At 70.4% G+C, this 19,581-nt stretch carries 20 protein-coding genes and 1 pseudogene; 14 read left to right on the top strand and 7 right to left on the bottom strand.

Annotated features, from left to right (window positions below):
- Window positions 1-115: 115 nt before the first annotated feature.
- A complete protein-coding gene (locus tag ACFVJX_RS10455) occupies window positions 116-520 on the bottom strand; it encodes a hypothetical protein (protein ID WP_384126576.1) in 405 nt (134 codons plus the stop codon).
- A gap of 941 nt (window positions 521-1,461) precedes the next feature.
- On the opposite strand from ACFVJX_RS10455, the gene ACFVJX_RS10460 reads away from it, so the two are divergent.
- Together ACFVJX_RS10460 and ACFVJX_RS10465 are read left to right on the top strand one after the other, a co-directional pair.
- On the top strand, window positions 1,462-2,172 hold the full coding sequence (locus tag ACFVJX_RS10460) for a FadR/GntR family transcriptional regulator (protein ID WP_384126577.1): 711 nt from the start codon (window positions 1,462-1,464) through the stop codon (window positions 2,170-2,172).
- A gap of 74 nt (window positions 2,173-2,246) precedes the next feature.
- A complete protein-coding gene (locus tag ACFVJX_RS10465; RefSeq protein ID WP_384126578.1) occupies window positions 2,247-3,410 on the top strand; it encodes a CynX/NimT family MFS transporter in 1,164 nt (387 codons plus the stop codon).
- Window positions 3,411-3,726: 316 nt separating this feature from the next.
- Here ACFVJX_RS10465 and ACFVJX_RS10470 read toward each other — a convergent pair whose 3' ends face one another.
- The 3 genes from ACFVJX_RS10470 to ACFVJX_RS10480 all read right to left on the bottom strand — a co-directional run bounded on the left by ACFVJX_RS10470 (window position 3,727) and on the right by ACFVJX_RS10480 (window position 5,371).
- Complete coding sequence (locus tag ACFVJX_RS10470; protein ID WP_384126647.1) at window positions 3,727-4,248, bottom strand: cupin domain-containing protein; 522 nt, start codon at window positions 4,246-4,248, stop codon at window positions 3,727-3,729.
- Window positions 4,249-4,420: 172 nt separating this feature from the next.
- Window positions 4,421-4,612, bottom strand: coding sequence for a histidine phosphatase family protein (locus tag ACFVJX_RS10475; protein WP_384126648.1), 192 nt, complete (start codon window positions 4,610-4,612; stop codon window positions 4,421-4,423).
- Between the two features lie 99 nt (window positions 4,613-4,711).
- A complete protein-coding gene (locus ACFVJX_RS10480; RefSeq protein WP_384126580.1) occupies window positions 4,712-5,371 on the bottom strand; it encodes a TetR/AcrR family transcriptional regulator in 660 nt (219 codons plus the stop codon).
- Between the two features lie 195 nt (window positions 5,372-5,566).
- Between ACFVJX_RS10480 and ACFVJX_RS10485 the strand changes: the two genes are divergently transcribed.
- On the top strand, window positions 5,567-6,685 hold the full coding sequence (locus ACFVJX_RS10485; RefSeq protein WP_384126581.1) for a serine hydrolase domain-containing protein: 1,119 nt from the start codon (window positions 5,567-5,569) through the stop codon (window positions 6,683-6,685).
- Between the two features lie 175 nt (window positions 6,686-6,860).
- Here the strand turns inward: ACFVJX_RS10485 and ACFVJX_RS10490 are convergent.
- Together ACFVJX_RS10490 and ACFVJX_RS10495 are read right to left on the bottom strand one after the other, a co-directional pair.
- A pseudogene (locus tag ACFVJX_RS10490) lies at window positions 6,861-7,166 on the bottom strand (phospholipid carrier-dependent glycosyltransferase); the annotation flags it as partial.
- A 101-nt stretch (window positions 7,167-7,267) separates the two neighbouring features.
- Window positions 7,268-7,720, bottom strand: coding sequence for a hypothetical protein (locus tag ACFVJX_RS10495; RefSeq protein WP_384126583.1), 453 nt, complete (start codon window positions 7,718-7,720; stop codon window positions 7,268-7,270).
- 151 nt (window positions 7,721-7,871) lie between these two features.
- Between ACFVJX_RS10495 and ACFVJX_RS10500 the strand changes: the two genes are divergently transcribed.
- From ACFVJX_RS10500 to ACFVJX_RS10520, 5 genes are all read left to right on the top strand, one after another.
- A complete protein-coding gene (locus tag ACFVJX_RS10500) occupies window positions 7,872-9,128 on the top strand; it encodes a sensor histidine kinase (RefSeq protein WP_384126584.1) in 1,257 nt (418 codons plus the stop codon).
- Entirely contained in the window at window positions 9,116-9,763 is a 648-nt protein-coding gene (locus tag ACFVJX_RS10505) for a response regulator (protein ID WP_384126585.1), read from the top strand. The genes ACFVJX_RS10500 and ACFVJX_RS10505 overlap by 13 nt, the downstream gene beginning before the upstream one ends.
- Window positions 9,764-9,979: 216 nt before the next feature.
- On the top strand, window positions 9,980-11,173 hold the full coding sequence (locus ACFVJX_RS10510) for a hypothetical protein (protein ID WP_384126587.1): 1,194 nt from the start codon (window positions 9,980-9,982) through the stop codon (window positions 11,171-11,173).
- A 157-nt stretch (window positions 11,174-11,330) separates the two neighbouring features.
- A complete protein-coding gene (locus ACFVJX_RS10515; protein WP_384126589.1) occupies window positions 11,331-12,269 on the top strand; it encodes an aldo/keto reductase in 939 nt (312 codons plus the stop codon).
- 31 nt (window positions 12,270-12,300) lie between these two features.
- Entirely contained in the window at window positions 12,301-12,648 is a 348-nt protein-coding gene (locus ACFVJX_RS10520) for a MerR family transcriptional regulator (protein ID WP_384126649.1), read from the top strand.
- A 221-nt stretch (window positions 12,649-12,869) separates the two neighbouring features.
- Here ACFVJX_RS10520 and ACFVJX_RS10525 read toward each other — a convergent pair whose 3' ends face one another.
- Window positions 12,870-13,880, bottom strand: coding sequence for an ABC transporter permease (locus ACFVJX_RS10525; RefSeq protein WP_384126651.1), 1,011 nt, complete (start codon window positions 13,878-13,880; stop codon window positions 12,870-12,872).
- Window positions 13,881-14,431: 551 nt separating this feature from the next.
- On the opposite strand from ACFVJX_RS10525, the gene ACFVJX_RS10530 reads away from it, so the two are divergent.
- The 6 genes from ACFVJX_RS10530 to ligD all read left to right on the top strand — a co-directional run bounded on the left by ACFVJX_RS10530 (window position 14,432) and on the right by ligD (window position 19,565).
- The gene (locus ACFVJX_RS10530) at window positions 14,432-15,016 is read left to right on the top strand and encodes a DoxX family protein (RefSeq protein WP_384126590.1); all 585 of its coding nucleotides are present in this window, start codon (window positions 14,432-14,434) and stop codon (window positions 15,014-15,016) included.
- A 49-nt stretch (window positions 15,017-15,065) separates the two neighbouring features.
- Window positions 15,066-15,587: a hypothetical protein gene (locus tag ACFVJX_RS10535; protein ID WP_384126652.1), complete on the top strand. Its 522-nt coding sequence runs from the start codon at window positions 15,066-15,068 to the stop codon at window positions 15,585-15,587.
- Window positions 15,588-16,006: 419 nt separating this feature from the next.
- Window positions 16,007-16,897 (top strand): LLM class F420-dependent oxidoreductase, encoded by an 891-nt coding sequence (locus ACFVJX_RS10540; protein ID WP_384126591.1) that lies wholly within the window; start codon window positions 16,007-16,009, stop codon window positions 16,895-16,897.
- A 107-nt stretch (window positions 16,898-17,004) separates the two neighbouring features.
- Window positions 17,005-17,949: an NAD-dependent protein deacetylase gene (locus tag ACFVJX_RS10545; protein ID WP_384126593.1), complete on the top strand. Its 945-nt coding sequence runs from the start codon at window positions 17,005-17,007 to the stop codon at window positions 17,947-17,949.
- A 127-nt stretch (window positions 17,950-18,076) separates the two neighbouring features.
- A complete protein-coding gene (locus ACFVJX_RS10550) occupies window positions 18,077-18,460 on the top strand; it encodes a hypothetical protein (RefSeq protein ID WP_384126594.1) in 384 nt (127 codons plus the stop codon).
- A 136-nt stretch (window positions 18,461-18,596) separates the two neighbouring features.
- The gene (gene ligD / locus ACFVJX_RS10555) at window positions 18,597-19,565 is read left to right on the top strand and encodes a non-homologous end-joining DNA ligase (RefSeq protein WP_384126596.1); all 969 of its coding nucleotides are present in this window, start codon (window positions 18,597-18,599) and stop codon (window positions 19,563-19,565) included.
- Window positions 19,566-19,581 lie beyond the last annotated feature (16 nt).

The following is a 19,581-nucleotide window of genomic DNA, read 5'->3' on the forward strand; positions in this document are numbered from 1 at the left end:
CAGGCGCAGCCTCAGCCAAGAGGATCAACATCGGGCCCTCCGCCGTGCAGAACCGGCTTCACCTGAGCGGAGCCGGAACCGGCGCCGACGGGTGATCAGTGGGCGGATCTCAGGGTCATTGCGCGTAGTCGGTACCGCCGTCGGCAGCCAGTGCGGCAGCGATCTGCCGGTGCGCCCGCTGACGCTCCGAGGCGGGTACAGGGGGCAGGAGTTCCTCCCAGAGCGGCAGGAACGTACCGCGCATCTGCATCATCCCCGCCGGGCGGGCGAAGATCCAGACATGCAGATGGGCGCTCCCGTCACCCCACCGGTTGAGGTGCACGCGCGCGACACCCTCAAGCGTGAGCACAGCCCGTTCGGCGCGCTGCAGAAGCGGACCCAGCTCTGCTGCCCGCTCGATGGGCAGGTCGGACAGATCGTGGTGGGCACGAGGCTGGAGCATGACGACCGCGGGCAGCCGCAACTCGGCGCCGACGGCGTCCACCCGCCAGTGCTCGTCAGCCCACAGCGCCTCACTCACCGGCTTGCCGCAAGCACGACAGTCCTCGGGGCCGGCCTCCCCACCCCGTACCGGTTCGGGGAGAACAGGTGGATCCAACGGCTTGACCCGCAAGTCACCTTCGAAGGGAAAGGTCTCCCACGAGGCGATGGACTCCGCCGGCAGCGGCAACCGTTCACCGAACGGAAGCTGTCGCACGAATCGGCTGGGCTCATGAAAATCTGAATGGGTAGTCACTGGCGCAGTGTTCCACCCCGCCCACACGTCACGTCAGTTACGGCCAAGTGCGGTGTCACCTCAGGGCGGATACGTCGCCACTGCGTCGACTGCTGACCTTCGCCGAGTGCTCAACACATCACCCCGAAAGTGGTGTTCGGAAAGGATGGGTTCGATCGCACCTGGCGTAGTGGGTAGACGGTGCATTCGGGCCGGTCACCAGGCCCGAGTCGAAGTCCAGCCCGAGGAACGGATCAGCCACTGGCGACGCAGCGGGTACCGTCGCCACCGTCAAGTGCCGCTCGGGACCAGGGCGTGTTCGGGAAGTTCCGGGCTCCGCTCGAACAGGGTCTGTTTGTTGCACAGTCGGCTCTGCCGCCACAGGCTCGGGGGCGCGCTGCCGGGGCCACTCCGCGTCCAGGAACGCGTAAGCCTGCCCGTCCCAGATCACCCGACCGTCCTACCTCCGGGCGACCGCTGGTGAGAGGAAGGCGACGAAGCCTCAGTCAGCGTCGTCGACGTCGGACCTGTCGGCATAGTCGAGATCTGCCATAAGGAGCAAATACCTCAAACAGTTCGCTGTTCACCGCACCCGCATCGCGCGTCCAGCGATGGGCATCTCCCGGAACCGGCCTCGCCGAAGGTCCACACCCCGTCTGCGGCGGCTCGTACGGCCGCTCGATGTGGCGATGGTGCACTGATCAGTGTGATGTTCAAATGTCTGATGTTTGTGTACCGTGCTTTTCATGAAACGCATCAGTACACCGCGACGGACGGCCAGCCTGTCCGCTCAGCTCGTGGACAGTCTCCGCTCACACATCGAGGCAGGGGGTTGGCCGGTGGGGACGCGGATTCCGCCGGAGCAGGTCCTCATCGAGGAGCTCGGGGTCGGGCGCAGCACGTTGCGGGAGGCGCTCGGTGCGCTGGTGCACCTGGGGCTGTTGGAGCCCCGGGCCGGGGACGGCACCTACGTCCGCTCGTTGAGTGAACTCGAGTCGGTCATGGTGCGGAGGGCGAGTTCCGCGCAGCGGGACAAGGTGCTGGAGCTGCGGACCGTTCTGGAGGAGTACGCCTCGGGGGCCGCTGCCCTGCGCCGCGACGAGGGGCAGCTGCGCCAGATGCGGGAGTTGCTGGCCGACGCCGACGCTGCCAGCGCCGGTGAGGACACGTCAGCGGCCACGAGCGTCGACGCGCTGTTCCACCGGGCCGTGGTGCGGGCGAGTGGGAACGACCTGTTGATCGAGGTGTACGACTACCTCGGGACGGCGCTCACCTCGTCTCTGGGGGGCCTGAGCTGGGACGCCGTCCACGCCGAGGAGCATGCCCGCCTGCACGGGCGGCTCGTCGACGCGATCGAGGACAGAGACGCGGACGGTGCCCGCGACGCGGCGTCCGCGATCGTCCAGCTCACCCGCGGCCACGAGACCAACACACCGCAAGCAGTGGAGGAACAGTGAGTCCACGGCCGGCTTCGGCATCCCGTCAGCACTCCGTCTCCGGGCCAAGGACCGCCGACCCGACCCGGCCCGCCGTGTCCGTCGGGCTCATCGTCGCCATCTGTCTCGTGGCGGCGAACCTGCGCACCACTCTCACCGGTGTCGGCGCGCTGCTGCCGGAGATCGAGCGCGGCAGCGGCCTGACATCCAGCTGGGGCGGGCTGCTGAGTACCCTCCCGCTGCTGACCTTCGCCGCGACGTCGCCACTGGTCGCCCGCGCCTCCCACCGGTTGGGCAGCGCTCGCCTCCTGGTGGCGGCGCTCGGTGTGCTGGCCGTCGGCACGGTGGTCCGCTCCCTCCCCTCCGTGATCTGCCTGTTCGCCGGAACGGTGATCCTTTCCGCGGCCATCGCATTCGGAAATGTGCTGCTGCCCGCTCTGGTCAGACGGAGCGTTCCCGCACACCGCGTCCAGGGCGTCAGCGCTCTCTACGTGACCGTCATGGGCCTCATGGCAGCAGTCTCCTCCGGGGTCTCCGCGCCGATGGCCCACAGCGTGCCGGGCTCCTGGCACACCGCGCTGGCCTGGGGTGTCGTTTTCACGGTCGCCGCCTTCCTCGTCTGGCTGCCCCGGATGCGGGGTGACAAGCCGCAGGCGTCCGACGGCGGGGCCCACAGCCCTACGCCCTGGAGGTCGCGCCTCGCCTGGCAGGTCACCTTCTTCATGGGCCTGCAGTCCCTGGCCTTCTACACCGCCGTCGCCTGGCTGCCGAGCATTCTCATCGACCGTGGCGCGAGCAGCACCACAGCCGGATGGATGCTGTTCTACTACCAGGTCGTGTCCCTGGCATCGAGCAGCCTCCTGCCAGTACTCACCCGGGGTCGGCACGACCAGCGCTGGACCGCTGCCGGAGTCTCGGTCCTCGTGGCGGGCGGCTTCACCGTACTGGCCGCCGCCCCCGCGCTGGCCGTCCTGGCGTGCACCCTCCTCGGACTCGGCGGCGGCGCCTGTCTCGTCCTCGCGTTGACCTTCCAGAGCCAGCGCGCCGGCAGCACCGGGGACGCCGCCGCGCTGGCGGGCATGGCACAGTCCATCGGCTACCTCGTGGCGGCGGCCGGCCCCCTGCTCCTCGGCATCCTGCACGACGGCACGCGAAGCTGGACACTTCCGCTCACCGTGCTGGCTGCCCTCGGCGTCGCGACGGCGGTCGCCGGACACGGGGCAGGACAGGACCGGCACATACGTCAACCCTCCCTCTGACACATGGTCGCCCGCCCCGCCCGAACGGCGAAGCCGCTGGCACGAACAGGCTTCAACGGCCGCGAGACGGTGGCGTGTGTCCCGGTCCCAGCCCACTGACGGGTTCGACGCCTTACCGGCCGACGAAGCGCCCGGCCGACGCTGGCGCGACCGGTGGTCACGGCAGGGTGACCGTCACCGCGTCCGCCGGGGCGCGCCGGGCGGTCGAGGCCGCCTCCGGCGTGTGGGCGGGCCTGCCCCGGCTCCGCATGAGCGCGGAGTTCGAGAAGAGGGTCCAGCGCGCCTGCTGGGATGCCGAGTTCCTTGAAGTTGTTCGCTACCGCTCGTCCGGCCCGAAGTCCTCCTCGAAGTAACTGTCGTGCCGCACACGGAACTCCTTGAGTTCTGCGCTGTCGCGCTGCGACATCTCAGCGACCCGTTCGAAGTACTCCTCGCGCGGGGCGCCCGGAGAGAAGAGCATGAGCATCGACATGGGCTCGTCCGTCACGTTCTTGAACGCGTGCAGCCCGCCCACCGGTACGTACAGGAAGTCACCGGTGCGGCCCGTCACCCACTTCTCGCCGTTGTAGAGCTCCAGTTCCCCGGACAGGACGTAGAAGGATTCCGACATCGCCTTGTGGAAGTGGGTCTTGGCGCCGGCGGACCGTGCTGCCAGATCCACCTTGTACAGGCCGAATTCACCGCCGGTCGACTCGTGCGTGGCCAGGTAGTGGGTGGCACCGCCACCGGGCGAGGTGAGGTCCGGCGGGGTGTCGGCGGTACGGAAGGATGCGTTCACCTCGCCCCTGTCTCCCTGGTAACGGGGCTCGGGGTACCGCAGGTGCTCCTGGTACGACATCGTGCGCTCCTTGTCGTTGAGGTACACCAGCATCGTGGCCTTCGCCCATGGGCTCCGGCATCGGACACAAGCCTGATTGTCGGTGGCCATTCGACCGGGACCCTGGGCGTAGGGCGCGTTCTGCAAGCAGCGCCGTCCGCCCGCTGGGCAGACGGGATGTTCGAAACACGACCTAGGTCCGGCGATGTAGCCCGTACGTCTCGGCCGGCCCGGCCAACTCCGCCGTCCACAGGGCGCGGCTGAGAGGGCTGCTGAACACGGCGGTCGGACGGTGTGCGGCGAGCCGCGGAGCGAGCGACCTGGCTGCCGCCTTGCCCGCGTCGGTCAGTGGGACGTCGGTGTGTCCGGCGTGCCGGCCCGACAGATCTCGCTCAGTCGCATCAGTCGCCGTCGGTCACGGGGATGGGGGCCGCGCGTACGAGTGTCGGCAGGCCGTCGCCCGCCGTCGTAGCGAGCCGGTCGGCTAGTCCTGGGAGATCGTGGCCTCGATATCGGCGAGTTGTGCGGCGAGGAGCTCCTCGAACGCGGCCTGTCGGTCCGCCCCCAGCGGGCGGACCTCGCGGGCGAAGTGGGCCAGGGCCGGGAAGCGTTCGGGGTCGGCGCCGAGTACCGCGACGCGGAACAGCTCCATGCCCTGTTCGTGCTCTTCGGGGCTGACTGTGCTGACCCCGCCCTCGGAGGCGATCAGTGCGGCGATGAGGACCGCAATCCGGTGGTAGCGCGACGGGATGTCCGCGTCGGGCAGGCCGGACGCGCGCAGGGCCTGCAGTACCTCTTCCATGACCAGGCGGGAGCCGGTGCCGCTCGATGCGTAGCGTCCCCACGTCGCGGCGAGCTGGGGGTGCCGGCCGAATGCCTCTCGGATCCGCAGGGCCAGGGCCGTGATGCGCTGCTTCCAGTCGCCCTCCGGGCGGTAGCCGTCCATGGCGGTCAGAAGCGTTCGGTCGGCGACCGCGCGAAGCAGTTCGGTCTTGCTGCGGAAGTGCCGGTAGAGGCTGGAGGAGTCGGTGCCGAGCACCGCTGCGAGTTTGCGGACGCTGAATGAATCGGCGTCGCTCGTGCGCAACAGCTCCGCCGCCGCGTCCAGGATCTCCTCGGTCGACCAGCGCCTTCTGCCTGCCATCTCATCCCTCTCGTCGGGATTCACCCTAACCTATGCACTTGGCGTTGCACGCACCGCGTGCATAATGGGAGCAAGGGCGCGCCGGGAGTCCGGCAGTGGGCAGCCGGCGTGCCGTTCGCGCCCTGTCATCCGCGTGGGGCGGCCGCTGTGCGGCCCTTGGGACATACGACCGGGACATACGAAAGGACGCATGCCGTGAGCAGTCGACTGGACCCGGCCAAGCTGGAGGCCGCCGTTGAGAACGTCCACCGAGCCGGGATGCCCGGGCTCTTCGCCGAGGTACGTGACGGCGATCAGGTATGGCGCGGCGCCGCCGGGGTGGCTGATGTCGCCACCGGGCGTCCCGTGACCGCCGATATGCGCCACCGCGTCGGCAGCATCACCAAGACCTTCACCGCCGCAGCGGTTCTGCAGCAGGTCGAGAGCGGCCGGATCGACCTCGACGCGTCGATCAGCCGGTACCTCCCGAGACTGGTTCCCGGGGAGCGGGGTGACGCGATCACGGTCCGGATGCTGCTGAACCACACCAGTGGCCTCGCCGAGTACCTTCCTTACGCCTATCCCTCCCTCAAGGCGTTCCCCGCTCTCGCCGACACCCGGCCCGACAGCCTGGACGACAACCGGTTCACGCGGTTCCACCGCAGGGACCTGATCGAGATGGGGGTCGCCGCTCCTTCCGTCGGCGCCCCGGGCGGGACTCCGGGGGTGTACTCCAACACCAACTACCTGCTCCTCTGTGAACTCCTGGAGCACGTGACGGGCACCACGGCCGAGCGGTACATCACCAGGAACGTCATCGAGCGCGTGGGGCTCCGTGACACCGGACTTCCCGTCGAACCGCATGTCTCCGGGCCGCACTCGCAGATGTACGAGATGTGGTTCGGAATGATCGAACCGCCGCGTGATTACAGCGTCTTCGACATGTCATGGGTGGGACCGGCCGCCTCGCTGATATCGACCGTCACCGACCTCAACCACTTCTTCGGCATGCTGTTCGCCGGTGAGATCGTCGGACCGTCCTCGCTGGCGCAGATGCAACGCACCGTCCCGGTCATCTCCCAGGAGGGGAGGACGATCGACTACGGCCTGGGCCTGCACCCGATGGAGGGCCCCGGACCAGCCACCTTCTGGGGCCATGGGGGCTCGGCCTGGGGTGCCGGAGCACTGTCCATGATCCGTACCGACGGCAGGCGGCGCATGTCCGTCGCCGTGAATCTCCAGCGGTGGAACAGGCTCGATGCCTCGGGCAAGCCGCAGCCCCATGCCATCGACGGCGCACTCGTGGCTCTCTACCGTGAGGCGCTGTACGGCTGAGACGGGCCGGCCGCCTACGCGGGCGGAGCCGGCGGTACGCGGGCAGTGCGGCACGGGGGCGGTGCTGTACGGGGCGGTGCTGTACGGGGGTGGGTCACCGGTTCACACTCAACTGTCGAGCCACATCCTGGCGCGCCAGCCAGCGACCGGGATGGTCGAGGACCAGCCAGCTCTAGGGATTGGACTCGTACGGATGAGGAGACTCCAGCCCCGGGTTGAACCGGTACACCCCGGACTCGTAGTGCCACAGGCTGCGGAGCGGGGCCGGCATCCACGACCAAGTGCCGCCGCGGCCGTCCGCCCAGTGGCGTCCGTAGCCGTTGTCCGGCAGGAACAAGGCGGTCCACGTCACCAGGTACGTCACGACGGCGACCGGCAGGAGGGACAGCACCGACCAGACGAGGTCCTTGCGGAACACCGCGCGGTAGGGGTGGTAGGCCCCTGCCACGCGGCGGGAGGCGACGTCCCACAGCAGGGTGAGCCCGGCCGGGCCTCGGCCGGGAGGCCATGGCCTGACCCGACACCGAGAATGGGTGACGGCTCGTCACCGTCTGCCGGTCCGTGCCCTTTCGGAGGCCCGGGTCAGCGCTCTCGGGGGAACGCGGCGCGCAGCGCGCGTCCGCGTGTGACGAGGGCGAGCCTGATGACGGGCAGCATGCAGACGGCCTGCATCGCGGCGTACCACGGCGGGCAGACACCCGGAATCAGGTCCACCCCGATGATGGCGACCGGCATGATGACGGCAAGGGTGCTCACGCGCTCGAAGGCCCGTCGAGATCCCCGCGAGGCGGCGTCCGTCAGGCGGTGGATCAGCACGGCGACCAGTGGCAGCAGGATTGCGCGTACCCACATGAAGGTGTTCACCGAATGCCCGCTGCCCCACACCGCGAGGACTGCCGGAAGAGCGACGGCGCCCAGCGCACCGTAGATCTTGACGCTGTTCTTCGCCGTGGCGAAGGCTCCCCGTGCGAGGGGGCCGTTGAGAGGGCTGTTGAGGGGGCCGGCTTCGGTCGCGGTGTGTTTGCTGGTTTCCATGTTCAGCGACGCTACGAAGCGCCGGGGCGACGCGGTATCCGTCTGGACCCACAGGTGGGTGGGTCCAGCCCCACTGCCCGGCTGATCAGGGCAGCGGCAGGCGCTCCCCGGTGCAGAGTGGAGGCACCGGACGGAAGACGGAGGAAGAATCATGAGACAGCTGGGTGCGTGGCTGGGGCGTTCCGGTGTCGGTTTCGTACGGGCGTGTGTGGTGGCGGGTGTCAGCATGCTGGTTCCCGCGGTGTGGGCCGCCGCCGTGGCACTGGGGATCCGGTGGGGAGCGGGGAACCCGTGGTCGTGGCTCGCTCCGGCCGTACAGGTGGGCGGGGGCACGCTCGCCCTGGCCCGCCCTGTCTGCCGGATGGTCCGCCTCCTCGTCGCTCGGTGGGCCGGCACCGTGATCCCGGCCGGGTACCGGCAGGCCGGGCCGGTCACCCGGATGTCGACCGGGTACTGGTGGAACGGCTTCGGTTACGAGCGCACCCGCCGGGACGCTCTCATGGACCAGAATTGGCGGGTCCGGTGGAGGGACCCGGCCAACTGGCGCGACCTGCGCTTCATGGCGATCGTGCCGTTCACCGCGGGCGCGGTTGCCTCCCTTGCGCCGGCCGGGGTGGTCGTGGCGGTCATCGGGCTCGGCCGGCCGGGGCCCGCCGCGCGCGGCATCGGGGCGCTCGGCCTGGTCGTGGCCGTTGCGGTGGCGCCGTACGCCTGGCGGTGCCTCGAACCGGTGGCCGTCCGCTTCCTGCGCCCGTCATCCGCAATGGCGCTCTCGGACCGGGTGGATGAGCTGACCGCACAGCGCGCGGACGCGACGGTCGCCCAGGCCGCCGAGATCCGCCGGATCGAGCGGGACCTGCACGACGGGGCGCAGGCCCGTCTTGTCGGACTCGGGCTCTCTCTGGCGACTGCGGAGAAGCTGATGGAAACCGATCCCGACCGGGCCAGGGGACTGATGAGGGAGGCCCGGTCCGGTGCTGCCGCTTCACTGGCCGAGCTGCGCGAACTCGTCCAGGGAATCAACCCACCCGTGCTGAACGACCGCGGGCTCGTCGATGCCGTCCGCGCCCTCGCCCTGGACAGCACGCTCGAAACGGCCGTCGACGCCGACCTGCGGCTCCGCCCGGATCCGCCGGTCGAATCCGCCCTGTACTTCGCGGTCGCCGAACTGCTGACGAACGCCGTCAAGCACGCAGCCGCGACGCGAGCCGGGATCTCCATCACGCAGGACGCCACCGGCATCGTCATCGATGTGGACGACAACGGCCGTGGCGGAGCCGTACCGCGTGAGGACGGCGGACTCGCGGGGCTCCGTCGTCGCCTGGCCGTCTTCGACGGCAGTCTGGAGATCACCAGCCCGGCGGGCGGCCCGACGCGGGTGAGGATGATGGTGCCATGCGAATCGTAGTAGCCGAAGACCTCTACCTCCTGCGCGACGGTATGGTCCGCCTCATCGAGGCGTGCGGACACCAGGTGGTGGGAACAGCCGCCACCGGGCCCGAGACACTCGAAGCACTGCGGACATGGCGGCCCGACGTCGCCGTGATCGATGTCCGCATGCCGCCGTCGCAATCGGACGAGGGCCTGCGTGCCGCTCTCGCCGCCCGCCGCGAGGTACCCGGGCTGCCGGTACTCATCCTTTCCCAGTACGTGGAGCAGTTGTACGCCCGCGAACTCCTGGCGGACGGTGCCGGTGGCGTCGGCTACTTCCTCAAGGAGAGCGTCTTCGACGCCGACCAGTTCATCGAGGCCGTGGAGCGGGTCGCCGGCGGCGGCACTGCCATGGACCCGGCCGTCATCGCCAGACTGCTCTCCAGCGGGTCCTCGAACCGGCGGCTCGAACGGCTCACCGAGCGCGAGCACTCCGTGCTCGGACTCATGGCCGAGGGCCTGTCCAACCAGGCCATCGCCCGGCGGCTCTTCCTCAGCGACAGCGCCATCAGCAAGTACACGACCTCTCTGTTCGGCAAACTGGGCATCACCGACGATGACAACAACAACCGCCGCGTCCTCGCCGTCCTCACGTACCTGAACAACCCCTGACCGTCTCCTGCGCACACCGGCCGGCCGGCATCGTATCCCGTACGGGGACGCTCGACCCACAACCGGCCAACCGGCCAACCGGTTACAGAACCGTCGCAAAGGACATCACAACCGGGTGCCGCAGCGGCGTGTCCAACTGTGCGAGAGGCGGGCGAGACCGCTCCCCGCCATCGGATGCGGCCACCAACCGCACCGCACACGCATTCCGGGGGAAACGTGAACACCACCGCACGCACACTGTGTTCGTCCGTCACAGCCGCAGGAGCCGGCCTGCTACTGGCCACTACCGGAGCCGTCCTGGCACCCGCGGCCAGCGCCGCCGACTCGCAGCCGCCGGCGCTGGCCGTCGCCACCGCGGCGCCGGCCGAGGTCGGACTGGGCGGCCTCCCGGTCGCCTTCACCACCACGGCATCCAACACCGGTGCGTACGAAGCCTCTTCGGCGCGGCTGATCTACCGCGTCGACGGTGGTAACGGCCTGCCGTCGAACGCCGTCAGCCTGCAGTACCGGCTCAGCGGGGAGAAGTGGAAGTCGGTGCCACTGACCATGGACGGTACGGAGTTCTCCGGCGAACTGCCCGAGACCTTCGCGCTGGCCGCCGGCCGGTCGCGGACCGTGCAGCTGCGCCTCGGCCTGCCCGTGGGCACCCCGCACAACGGCGACAGCAACGGCGGCACCGACCATCTGAAGCTCACGACCCTGATCTCCTACGGTGCCTCCGGCGCGGCCAACGACACCGATGAGGACTCCGTCAAGGTCGGCGGGCTCGGCACCGAGCTGTCCGGCGTACCCACCACCGCCGTCGCGGGCGGGCCCGGCGTGACCTTCCGGGCCACGGTCTCCAACCCGACGGCATCGGCGTACGAGAACGTGACGGGCGTGCTGTTCACCAACCGGCACACCACCGTTCAGGTGCTCCGCTCGGGGACCTGGACCACGCTCGAACCGCGTACCTCCGACGCCGAACCGGACGTGTACGGCTTCGACGTCTTCGGCAAGGACGCATCCATGGCGGCGCACAGCACCACAGCCGTGAAGGTCCGCGTCACCTACCGCAAGGACGCGCCGAGCGGTAAGACCACGGTGAGCCCCTGCGCGTTCGTCAACGAAGGATCGACCCCGTTCCGTGGCACCACCTTCTGCGACGCCTCGGCGTCCCTCACGGTAAAGGCGACGGCACCCGGCACGGCCGGACCGAGCGCGTCGGCCACGCACTCCACGTCGGCCACGCCATCCGGCACGGCCGTGGCTCCCACGGCCACTGCGACGTCCTCCGGAACGACCACGCAACTGGCCGAGACCGGGAGCGGCGGTACGTCGGCGACCGCCGTGGCCGCGGCGGCCCTCCTCGCTGCCGGAACCGGCGCGCTCGGCTTCACCGCACTGCGCCGCCGCCGCACCCGGAGCTGAGGACCGGGCCTCATGGTCCCATTCGCCGCAGCGCCGGGCCGCCGCTCCCCCACAGGTGCCCGGGTGCGGCGGTGCCGGGGCGCCGGACCGAGGCAATCGACCGTTCGTCAGAACTGCTCTTGACCTGGAGCGCGCTCCAGATCCGAGGATGGTCGGCATGAACAACAACGACCCCCAAATCGTCCTCGGCACCATGGACTTCGGCACCCGCGTTGCCCGCGACCAGGCCTTCGCGGTCCTCGACTCATTCGTCGCGGGCGGCGGGACCTGGCTGGACACTGCCAACTGCTACTCCTTCTGGGCCGACCCCAGTGGTGTCGGCGGCGCCAGCGAGCGCACCATCGGCGCATGGCTCGCGGCCCGCCCGGGCCGGCGTGACGCGGTACGGATCGCGACCAAGGTCCGGCAGAACCCGCTCGTCGCGCACAGCTGGCCGGAGAGTGCCGAAGGGCTATCCGCCCACGCCATCGGTGCCGGACTGGAGGAGAGTCTGGGGCGCCTCGGAGTCGATCACGTCGATCTGCTCTGGGCCCATGCCGAGGACCGCAGCGTGCCGTTGGACGAGACGGTCGGCGCCTTCGGCAGTGTGGTCGCGAAGGGACTGGCCCTACGGGTCGGGGCGGCGAATCATGCCGCCTGGCGCGTCGAGCGGGCCCGTTCGCTCGCCCGTGAGGAGGGCGTGGAACCGTGGACGTCCCTGCAACTGCGCCACTCGCTCGTGCAGCCGCGCCCGCTCACACCCGTCGCGGAGTCCGGCCACCGGATGCTCGCCGCCGAGGACCTGGACCTCGCCCGGTCCGAGGGGCTCGCCGTCTGGTCGTACAGCTCGCTCATGTGGGGTTCATACGTGCGCCCGGACAAGCCGCTTCCGTCGACCTATGATCACCCCGGGACCGCCCGGGTGCTCGCGGTCCTGGACGATGTCGCCGGAGAGCTCTCGGCCACACGCAACCAGGTCGTCCTCGCATGGCTCATGCGGCAGGGGATCGATCCCATTGTCGGCGCGAGCCGGGTGGAACAGATCGAAGAGGCACTCGCGGCACGTCAGTTGCGGCTCGACGACGAGCACCTGGCGCGGTTCGCCGAAGCACGGTAGCGGCAGTCACAGAAGGAGCCCCATGACCCCCCTGGCCACCCTCACCCCGGCGGCGGCTGCCGACCGCACCGGCGTCTCCATAGACACGCTGCGGTACTACGAGCGCGAGGGGCTCATCGGCCCGATCCGCCGCTCCGTCGGCGGGCGCAGGGAGTACACCGAGAGCGACGTCTTCTGGATCGGCCTGGTCACATGCTTTCGGGAGGCCGGCCTGGGCATCGCGGACCTGCGGGGTTTTGTCGCCATCCTGCGCGCCGAGCATCCTGCGGAGGACCGTGTGGTCTTCCTCCGTGAACGGCGTGCCGCCCTGGAGCAGCGGGTAGCGGCGCTGCGCCGGGCCATGAAGGTTCTCGACGAGAAGATCGACTACTACAGCTGAGCGCCGGAGGGGGCGCCCTTCCCGGCAGGGCGGGGCGCCCTCTCGTGGCCGCGCGACCACTGCGCGACCTCGCCGGTCCGGTCGCCGCCTCACTGCGGTGCCCGCCCCACTGCGGTGCCCGCCTCACTGCGGTCCGCCGGGGCGAATCTTCGGCCTCCGGCCGAGGTCCTGGATCAGGCCGAGCTTCTGGATCAGGCTGAGGCTCAGGTTGCGACTTCGGCTCAGCCTGTGGCTTCGGCCCTCGTGCGCGCGAAGCGGCGCCGGTCGCGCATGGCGGCCGACAGGATGGCGGCGGCGATTCCACCGAAGGCCCAGGCACCGAGGATCCACAAGGCGCCGGTAGTGGCGTTGCCGTCGAAGTAGACGGTGTTGCGCACCACGGTCGTGCCGGCACCCGGCGGCAGAGCCTGACCGATCGCGCGCCAGAACGGCGGCAGCAGGGATGCGGGGTACACCCCGCCCGAGCTGGGATTGCCGAGGATGGTGAAGATGAGGATGGTGAGGCCGAGGCCGACCGTGCCCGCCAGGGATTGCAGGGCCACACCCACCGCTCCGGAGGCGAACACCACCAGCGTGCCGATGCCGACGAGTTCCCAGAAGGCGCCCGGCAGGCAGTGCAGCACGGGTCCGACAATGATCGCGCCCCCGATACCGGAGACGAAGGCGTAGGGCACCATCGCCGAGAGCCGGACGAGGATGCGGCGGAGGGTGGGGCGTTTGGAACCGGCTGCCATGTTCAGGGCCGAGGCGGCGAGATAGCCGCCGATCGTCCAGCTGAGGACCAGGTAGAAGGACGAGAGGCCTCGTGAGTCCCCCGCCGCCGGCGGCCTGATGTCGCGCACCACGATGTCGCGGTTCCGGTCTCGCTCGATCGTCTGCACGACCTTCGTCGCGGCGTCGGCGGCCGAAGTCCCGCCTGCCGAGGCGACCAGCAGGGTGTCGGTGCGCCCGGCCGCGTCGACGACGAGGGCCGCGTCTGTGCGCCGGTCCAGGAGCCGGGTCCGGGCCTGGGCCCGGTCCGCGACGGCACTGACGAGCAGAGGATCACCCGGCAGTGCGTTGAGCCGGCCCACCAAGTCCCTCTCCATGGCTGCCGGCGCGACCACCACGATCGGGATCCGGTGAGGTTTCGGGGCGTGGAAGGCCCCCATGTAGGAGAGGGCGAAGCCCAGTTGGAGCAGGAGCACCCCCACCATGACGAGCACGGCACGGGTCGAGATCGCATCACGCAACTCCGCCCGGACGCCCGCTCCGTCCGCCGCTGACCGACCCGTCGCATCCGCCACATGAACTCCCGCACTCGGCCGTGTCTGTTCGGTCCCCCACAACCACCACATCCTCGGCCGGTCCCGATGCCAGACCGGGGGGCCACGCCTCCACCGCAGCCTTCCTCCCCTGTTCGGCGTAATGCCGTCGGGGCACGGCCGGGCTCTCGTACCCGCGACGACGTCGCCGTGCCGCACCAGTACCGGCTTCCTCGGCAGGAGACCGCGGGATTCTCCCAGCGGCCCTCATCTATGGGCAGGCCCGCCGCCCGGGTACGAAGGCCCACCCGGACGGGGTGGATGTCCGCGCTCCACTGCTCCAGCGTCTCCTGGGAGACACCCCCGTCCGGCTGTAGGCGGGTGTGCCGATCACGCCGGGGCTGACGGCGTCGACACGGATTTGGCGTGGCGCCCGGCCGTGGGACCGGTGCGCCGCGCGGGTGAGTTCCGGTGGGGCACCCGCCTGACTTCTTGATCCGGCGCGTATGACATCCGACTCCAGGGGCACACGTGGACCCATGGCTGTCCTGAGAAGAATCGCCCGGCCCCTGCTGGCAACCCCGTTCGTCACCGACGGGGCGCGCGCGCTGCGCAGTCCACGTCCTCTCGCCACCGGCGCCGTGTCGCTGGCCCAGCGACTGGGCTCCCCCGTTGACGATCCGCTGCAACTGGTGCGGATCAACGCTGCCGTGCAGATCGGTGCGGGTGGACTGCTCGCGCTGGGCCGCTGCCCTCGTAGTGCGTCGCTCGTCCTCGCTGCGAGCCTCGTGCCGGCGACCCTTGCCGAGCAGGCGTGGTGGAAGGAAGAGGATCCCGAGCGGCGCAAGGACCAGCGCATCGGCTTCGTCCAGCGCGTCGGCCTGTTCGGTGCGCTGCTGCTCGCCGCCGCCGATACGCACGGCAAGCCGTCCGCGGCCTACCGTGCCCGCACGGCGGCGAAGAGGGGGCGCAAGCACGCCTACAGAGCTACGTCGAAGACCGGCGGGCATGTGCACGCGGCGATCGGCAGTGTGGGCGCGAGCGCGTCGGACGCCGTGAGCGGTACCGGCCGGGCCGTGCACTCCGCCGCCGGGTCCGCACGCTCCCTGCTTCCCGACCGGTAGGGCGCGTTGCGATCCGGACCCGAACGACACCGACGAAAGGCCGATGCTGATGTCTCCCGTGACCGAGCAATGGGAAGAAGTCCTCAGAACCCACTTCGCACTCGGTGAGAGGCACCCCGCCGTACGAGCGGCGGGGGCCTTCTCGGCCGCGTCGGGATTCTTCGCCGTCGTCGGCCGCGACGCCGAGGACAGCGACGACGGCCGGCAGTACTTCGGCCGTGCTGCGGAACAAGGGGAAGGGCAGCCGGACTCCGGTGCTCCGGGAGTCCCGCACCAGGCCGACGTCGAGGCGCTGTGGACGGCCGACGAGGGCACGGCTCCTGCTCGGAGTCTGCGGCTCGCGGATGTGGTGTGGCACCGCGAGAGCCTGGAGCGCGTCACGGACGCGGTGACCGGCACCGAACTCGATCTGGTGATGCTGCGCGACGGGGAACGCAGCATGTGGGTGGTGCGGACCCGGAAGGGCATCTGCATCTTCGTGCTGGTCGACGGGGGCAGCGAGGGCCACGCGGCCGAAGCCCGGTCCTTCGCTCTCGACTTCGACTCGTTCCTGGTCTCGCAGGGCTACTGACCCCTCGGGGCCGAAGGGGCTCGCGGGCAGGCGGGGCAGGCCCCGTTGCTTCCCGGTGCGGGCGCCGCTCCCTGCGTCGTGGTCTCCTCGACGCTCGTCGAGTCGGTCATGGACCTGTCGCCAGTCCCGGCCTGCTGCGGGGTGTCGGCCACGCGGCACCGGATGTGCCGCCTGCCGAACCACGGACGGACCACCACCCGCCGGCTGGCCGGCCGGCCGGAGCCATTGTCCCCCTGCGTCGGCTACCACCGCGAGCACGCGCGACGGGCCTGGCGCGACATGGCCCGGCCTGCTCACAGAGTGCCGGCCCGCAACGGAATGAGCCGAAGCCGCCACCCGCGGTCACGTACGGAAGTACGCGGAAGGCACCGGTCCTGCCTCGCCGGGAATAGCGGGCACGGAGCGCTGTTGATCACAGCATGACTCCTGAGACGCACGAGGCATTCGGACGGGTCGGCATCTGGAGCGGAGCTCTGCACGGATCGCGGACGGACGACGCGGGAAGGCGGTCGATCGCGGAGGCGGTCGCCGAGCTCGAAGGTCTGGGGTACGGGACGCTCTGGATCGGCGGCAGTCCCTCACCCGACGACGCGGCGGCCCTCGTCGCCGCCACCCGCACGGTCACCGTGGCCACCGGCATCCTGAGCATCTGGGACCACACGGCCCAGGCCGTGGCGGAGCGGATCGCTGCGATCGACCCGAGTGATCGTGAACGATTCGTCCTCGGCCTGGGCGTCAGCCACGGCCCGATGGTGCCCCAGTACTCGAAGCCGTACAGCGCGATGGTCGCCTATCTCGACGCGCTGGACGCCGCCACCCCGCCCGTGCGGTCCGGCCGCCGGGTACTCGCGGCCCTCGGACCGAAGATGCTGAAGCTGGCGACCGGCAGGGCGCTGGGCGCACATCCCTACCTCGTCACCGCCGAACACACGGCGGAAGCACGCGAGGCACTCGGCCCCGACGCGCTGCTCGCCCCGGAGCTCTCCGTGGTCCTGGACACCGACCTCGACCGGGCCCGCGCCACTGCGCGGAACATGCTGGCGATGTACCTAGGGCTGCCCAACTACACCGACAACCTGCTGCGCCTGGGTTTCGCGGAGGAGGACTTCGAGGGTGGCGGCAGCGTGCGTCTCCTCGACGCCCTGTTCGCCCTGGGCGACGCGGAACAGGTGAAGGCGCGGACGCGGCAGTACTTCGACGCCGGCGCCGACCACGTCGCTCTTCAGGTGCTCACCGCCGACGAGGGCGGCGCGGGTCTGCCGCTGGCCGAGTGGCGCGAGCTGGCCGAGGCCTTCGGCGACGAGCTGTAGCGGAGGGGGTGGGAGGGCCTCGGGTGGGCGGCACCGGAGACTCCTGGCGGGACGGCACCACCGACGCCGCGGGCGGGTGGCGGCAGCCCGTTCCGTACCCTGGACGCATGCGCATGCGTCCCACTCTGAGCTGGGCCCCCACCGAGGACCTGCCGCCCGCCACGACGGATCCGGAGCCGATCGCCGGTGCCCTGGGCACCGGCGGTGTGCTGGTGCTCAGCGGGGCGGGCATCTCGACGGAGTCGGGTATCCCCGACTACCGGGGCGAGGGCGGGAGCCTGAGCCGGCACACCCCGATGACGTACCAGGACTTCACGGCCGACGCCCAGGCGCGGCGCCGGTACTGGGCACGCAGCCACCTCGGCTGGCGTACCTTCGGCCGGGCGCGTCCCAACGCCGGGCACAGGGCGGTGGCCGCGTTCGGGCGGCACGGTCTGCTCTCGGGTGTGATCACGCAGAACGTCGACGGACTGCATCAGGCCGCGGGCAGCGAGGACGTCGTGGAACTTCACGGCGGGCTGGACCGGGTGGTGTGCCTGTCCTGCGGCGACCTCACCCTGCGGCGCGAACTCGCCCGTCGTCTGGAGGAGGCGAACGCGGGCTTCAGGCCGGTGGCCGCCGCGATCAACCCGGACGGTGACGCCGACCTCACCGACGAGCAGGTCGGGGACTTCCACGTGGTGTCCTGCACGGTCTGCGACGGCGTCCTCAAACCGGACGTGGTGTTCTTCGGCGAGTCCGTACCCCCTCGGCGGGTCGAGCACTGCCGTGAACTGGTCCGTGGCGCGGCCTCGGTACTGGTCCTGGGGTCTTCGCTGACGGTGATGTCCGGGCTCCGGTTCGTGCGCCAGGCGGCCGAGAGCGGAAAGCCGGTGCTGATCGTCAACCGGGACCCGACGCGGGGCGACCGGCACGCCGTCACCCGCGTCGCACTCCCGTTGGGGGCGGCTCTCACCACCGTGGCCGGGCACCTGGGCATTGCTGTCGACGACGGGACGGCAGGTCCTGGACGGAGTGTGGACCCGGGGCCCGACCGGAGTGCGTCGAAATAGCCGGACCGGGCCAGGGCGCCGGGGCAGGAGTCCGAGCGGAGGCTCAGTCGTCACCCACGGTCTCTCGCCCGCATTCCCCTTGCGCCCGGAACGACAGCCTGTCAGGAACCCACCTCGAAGGAGACCCATGTCCCGGGCCACGTACTCCCCCTTCCTCCTCGCCGGGCTGATGGCCGGAGCCGGAGCTCTGCACTTCACCGTTCCCAAGGTCTTCGACGGGACGGTGCCGAGGGTCCTGCCCGGCACCCCGCGCGCCTGGACGTACGCGAGCGGCGTGGTCGAGTGCGCACTCGCCGCCGGACTCGTCCACCCGCGCACGCGGCGCACCGCGGCGCGGGTGACGGCCGGCTTCTTCGTCGGTGTGTTTCCCGCCAATGTCCAGATGGCCGTCGACTGGCGGCATCGCCCCGCCCTGCCGAGGGCCGCGGCCTTCGGCAGGCTCCCGCTGCAGATTCCTCTGGTCCTGTGGGCCCGTAAGGTCGCCCGCGACGGGGGCGCCGCGCGGATCTGACGCACGACGAATTCCGGGGAGGCCGATCGGCCCGTTGTGGCGGCCTCGTCCTGCCCGGGATCACCGCGCGCCCGTACGGGACTCCCCCGCACGCCCTGGCCTGCGCACTTCCGCCGGCCGTCCGATCATCGATGTCATGGCCCCGAATCCTGCCGCCGCTCCCTGGTCGCCTCCATCGATCGCACCGATGCTGGCCGTGCCGGGTCCGCTGCCCGTTCCCGACGCCGACTGGGCGTTCGAGGCCAAGTGGGACGGAGCGCGCTGCGTTCTGAGCACGACGGGCGACGGGACCGTCCGGCTGACCTCGCGAGCCGGCAACGACGTCACCGTCACCTACCCGGAGCTACAGGCACTGGGTGGCGTTCTCCGCGGGCACGGTACGGTCCTGGACGGTGAGGTCGTGGTGCTGGACGCATCCGGGCGGTCCGACTTCGGCCTGCTTCAGAACCGGATGGGCGTGGCCGACGCACGCCGCTCGTCCCGCCTGGCACGGGACTTCCCCGCCCATTTGATGATCTTCGATGTCATGTTTCTCGACGGACGCACCCTGCTCCGCTCCTCCTATGCCGAGCGCCGCGAGGCCCTCTCCGCGCTGGGGCTGGCCGGTGCCCACTGGTCCGCGCCGGCGTACGTCCACGGAAACAGCGCCCAGGTCTGGGACGCGGTGGTGCGTGAGGGGTTGGAGGGTGTGGTCGCCAAGAGGCTCTCGTCCGTCTACACACCGGGGACGCGGTCGGCCAACTGGCGCAAGACCAAGCGGGTGGACACCCTGGATGTGGTCATCGGTGGCTGGACTCAGAGACGGGGTGCCGCCGCGGGTGTTCCGGGGGCGGTTCTCGTCGGTGTGGACGGGCCGGCAGGGCTGCGGTACGCGGGATCCGTGGGATCGGGCATGTCCGAACGCGAACTCGGCGAGCTCGCCGCCTATCTGGCGGTCCTCTCACGCTCGACCTCACCCTTCGCCGACCGGGTCGGCGTGGCCGGAGCACACTGGGCCGAGCCCCGGCTGGTCGCGGAGGTCACCGCATCGGAGTGGACCGGCGCGGGCCGTCTGCGTCATCCCGTCTGGCAACGGCTGCGGCCTGATCTCACTCGGCTGGGCTGACTCCGAATGGGACCAT

Source organism: Streptomyces sp. NPDC127177 (assembly GCF_042672475.1).
GTDB lineage: Bacteria > Actinomycetota > Actinomycetes > Streptomycetales > Streptomycetaceae > Streptomyces.

Excerpts from the sequence above, each read along its gene's own strand:
- ACFVJX_RS10500 (WP_384126584.1), top strand. The coding sequence starts at position 7,872 with ATGAGACAGCTGGGTGCGTGGCTGGGGCGTTCCGGTGTCGGTTTCGTA.
- ACFVJX_RS10505 (WP_384126585.1), top strand. The coding sequence starts at position 9,116 with ATGCGAATCGTAGTAGCCGAAGACCTCTACCTCCTGCGCGACGGTATG.
- ACFVJX_RS10530 (WP_384126590.1), top strand. The coding sequence starts at position 14,432 with ATGGCTGTCCTGAGAAGAATCGCCCGGCCCCTGCTGGCAACCCCGTTC.
- ACFVJX_RS10550 (WP_384126594.1), top strand. The coding sequence starts at position 18,077 with ATGTCCCGGGCCACGTACTCCCCCTTCCTCCTCGCCGGGCTGATGGCC.
- ACFVJX_RS10495 (WP_384126583.1), bottom strand. The coding sequence starts at position 7,720 with ATGGAAACCAGCAAACACACCGCGACCGAAGCCGGCCCCCTCAACAGC.
- ACFVJX_RS10460 (WP_384126577.1), top strand. The coding sequence starts at position 1,462 with ATGAAACGCATCAGTACACCGCGACGGACGGCCAGCCTGTCCGCTCAG.
- ACFVJX_RS10480 (WP_384126580.1), bottom strand. The coding sequence starts at position 5,371 with ATGGCAGGCAGAAGGCGCTGGTCGACCGAGGAGATCCTGGACGCGGCG.
- ACFVJX_RS10470 (WP_384126647.1), bottom strand. The coding sequence starts at position 4,248 with ATGTCGTACCAGGAGCACCTGCGGTACCCCGAGCCCCGTTACCAGGGA.
- ACFVJX_RS10515 (WP_384126589.1), top strand. The coding sequence starts at position 11,331 with ATGAACAACAACGACCCCCAAATCGTCCTCGGCACCATGGACTTCGGC.
- ACFVJX_RS10545 (WP_384126593.1), top strand. The coding sequence starts at position 17,005 with ATGCGCATGCGTCCCACTCTGAGCTGGGCCCCCACCGAGGACCTGCCG.
- ACFVJX_RS10540 (WP_384126591.1), top strand. The coding sequence starts at position 16,007 with ATGACTCCTGAGACGCACGAGGCATTCGGACGGGTCGGCATCTGGAGC.
- ligD (WP_384126596.1), top strand. The coding sequence starts at position 18,597 with ATGGCCCCGAATCCTGCCGCCGCTCCCTGGTCGCCTCCATCGATCGCA.
- ACFVJX_RS10535 (WP_384126652.1), top strand. The coding sequence starts at position 15,066 with ATGTCTCCCGTGACCGAGCAATGGGAAGAAGTCCTCAGAACCCACTTC.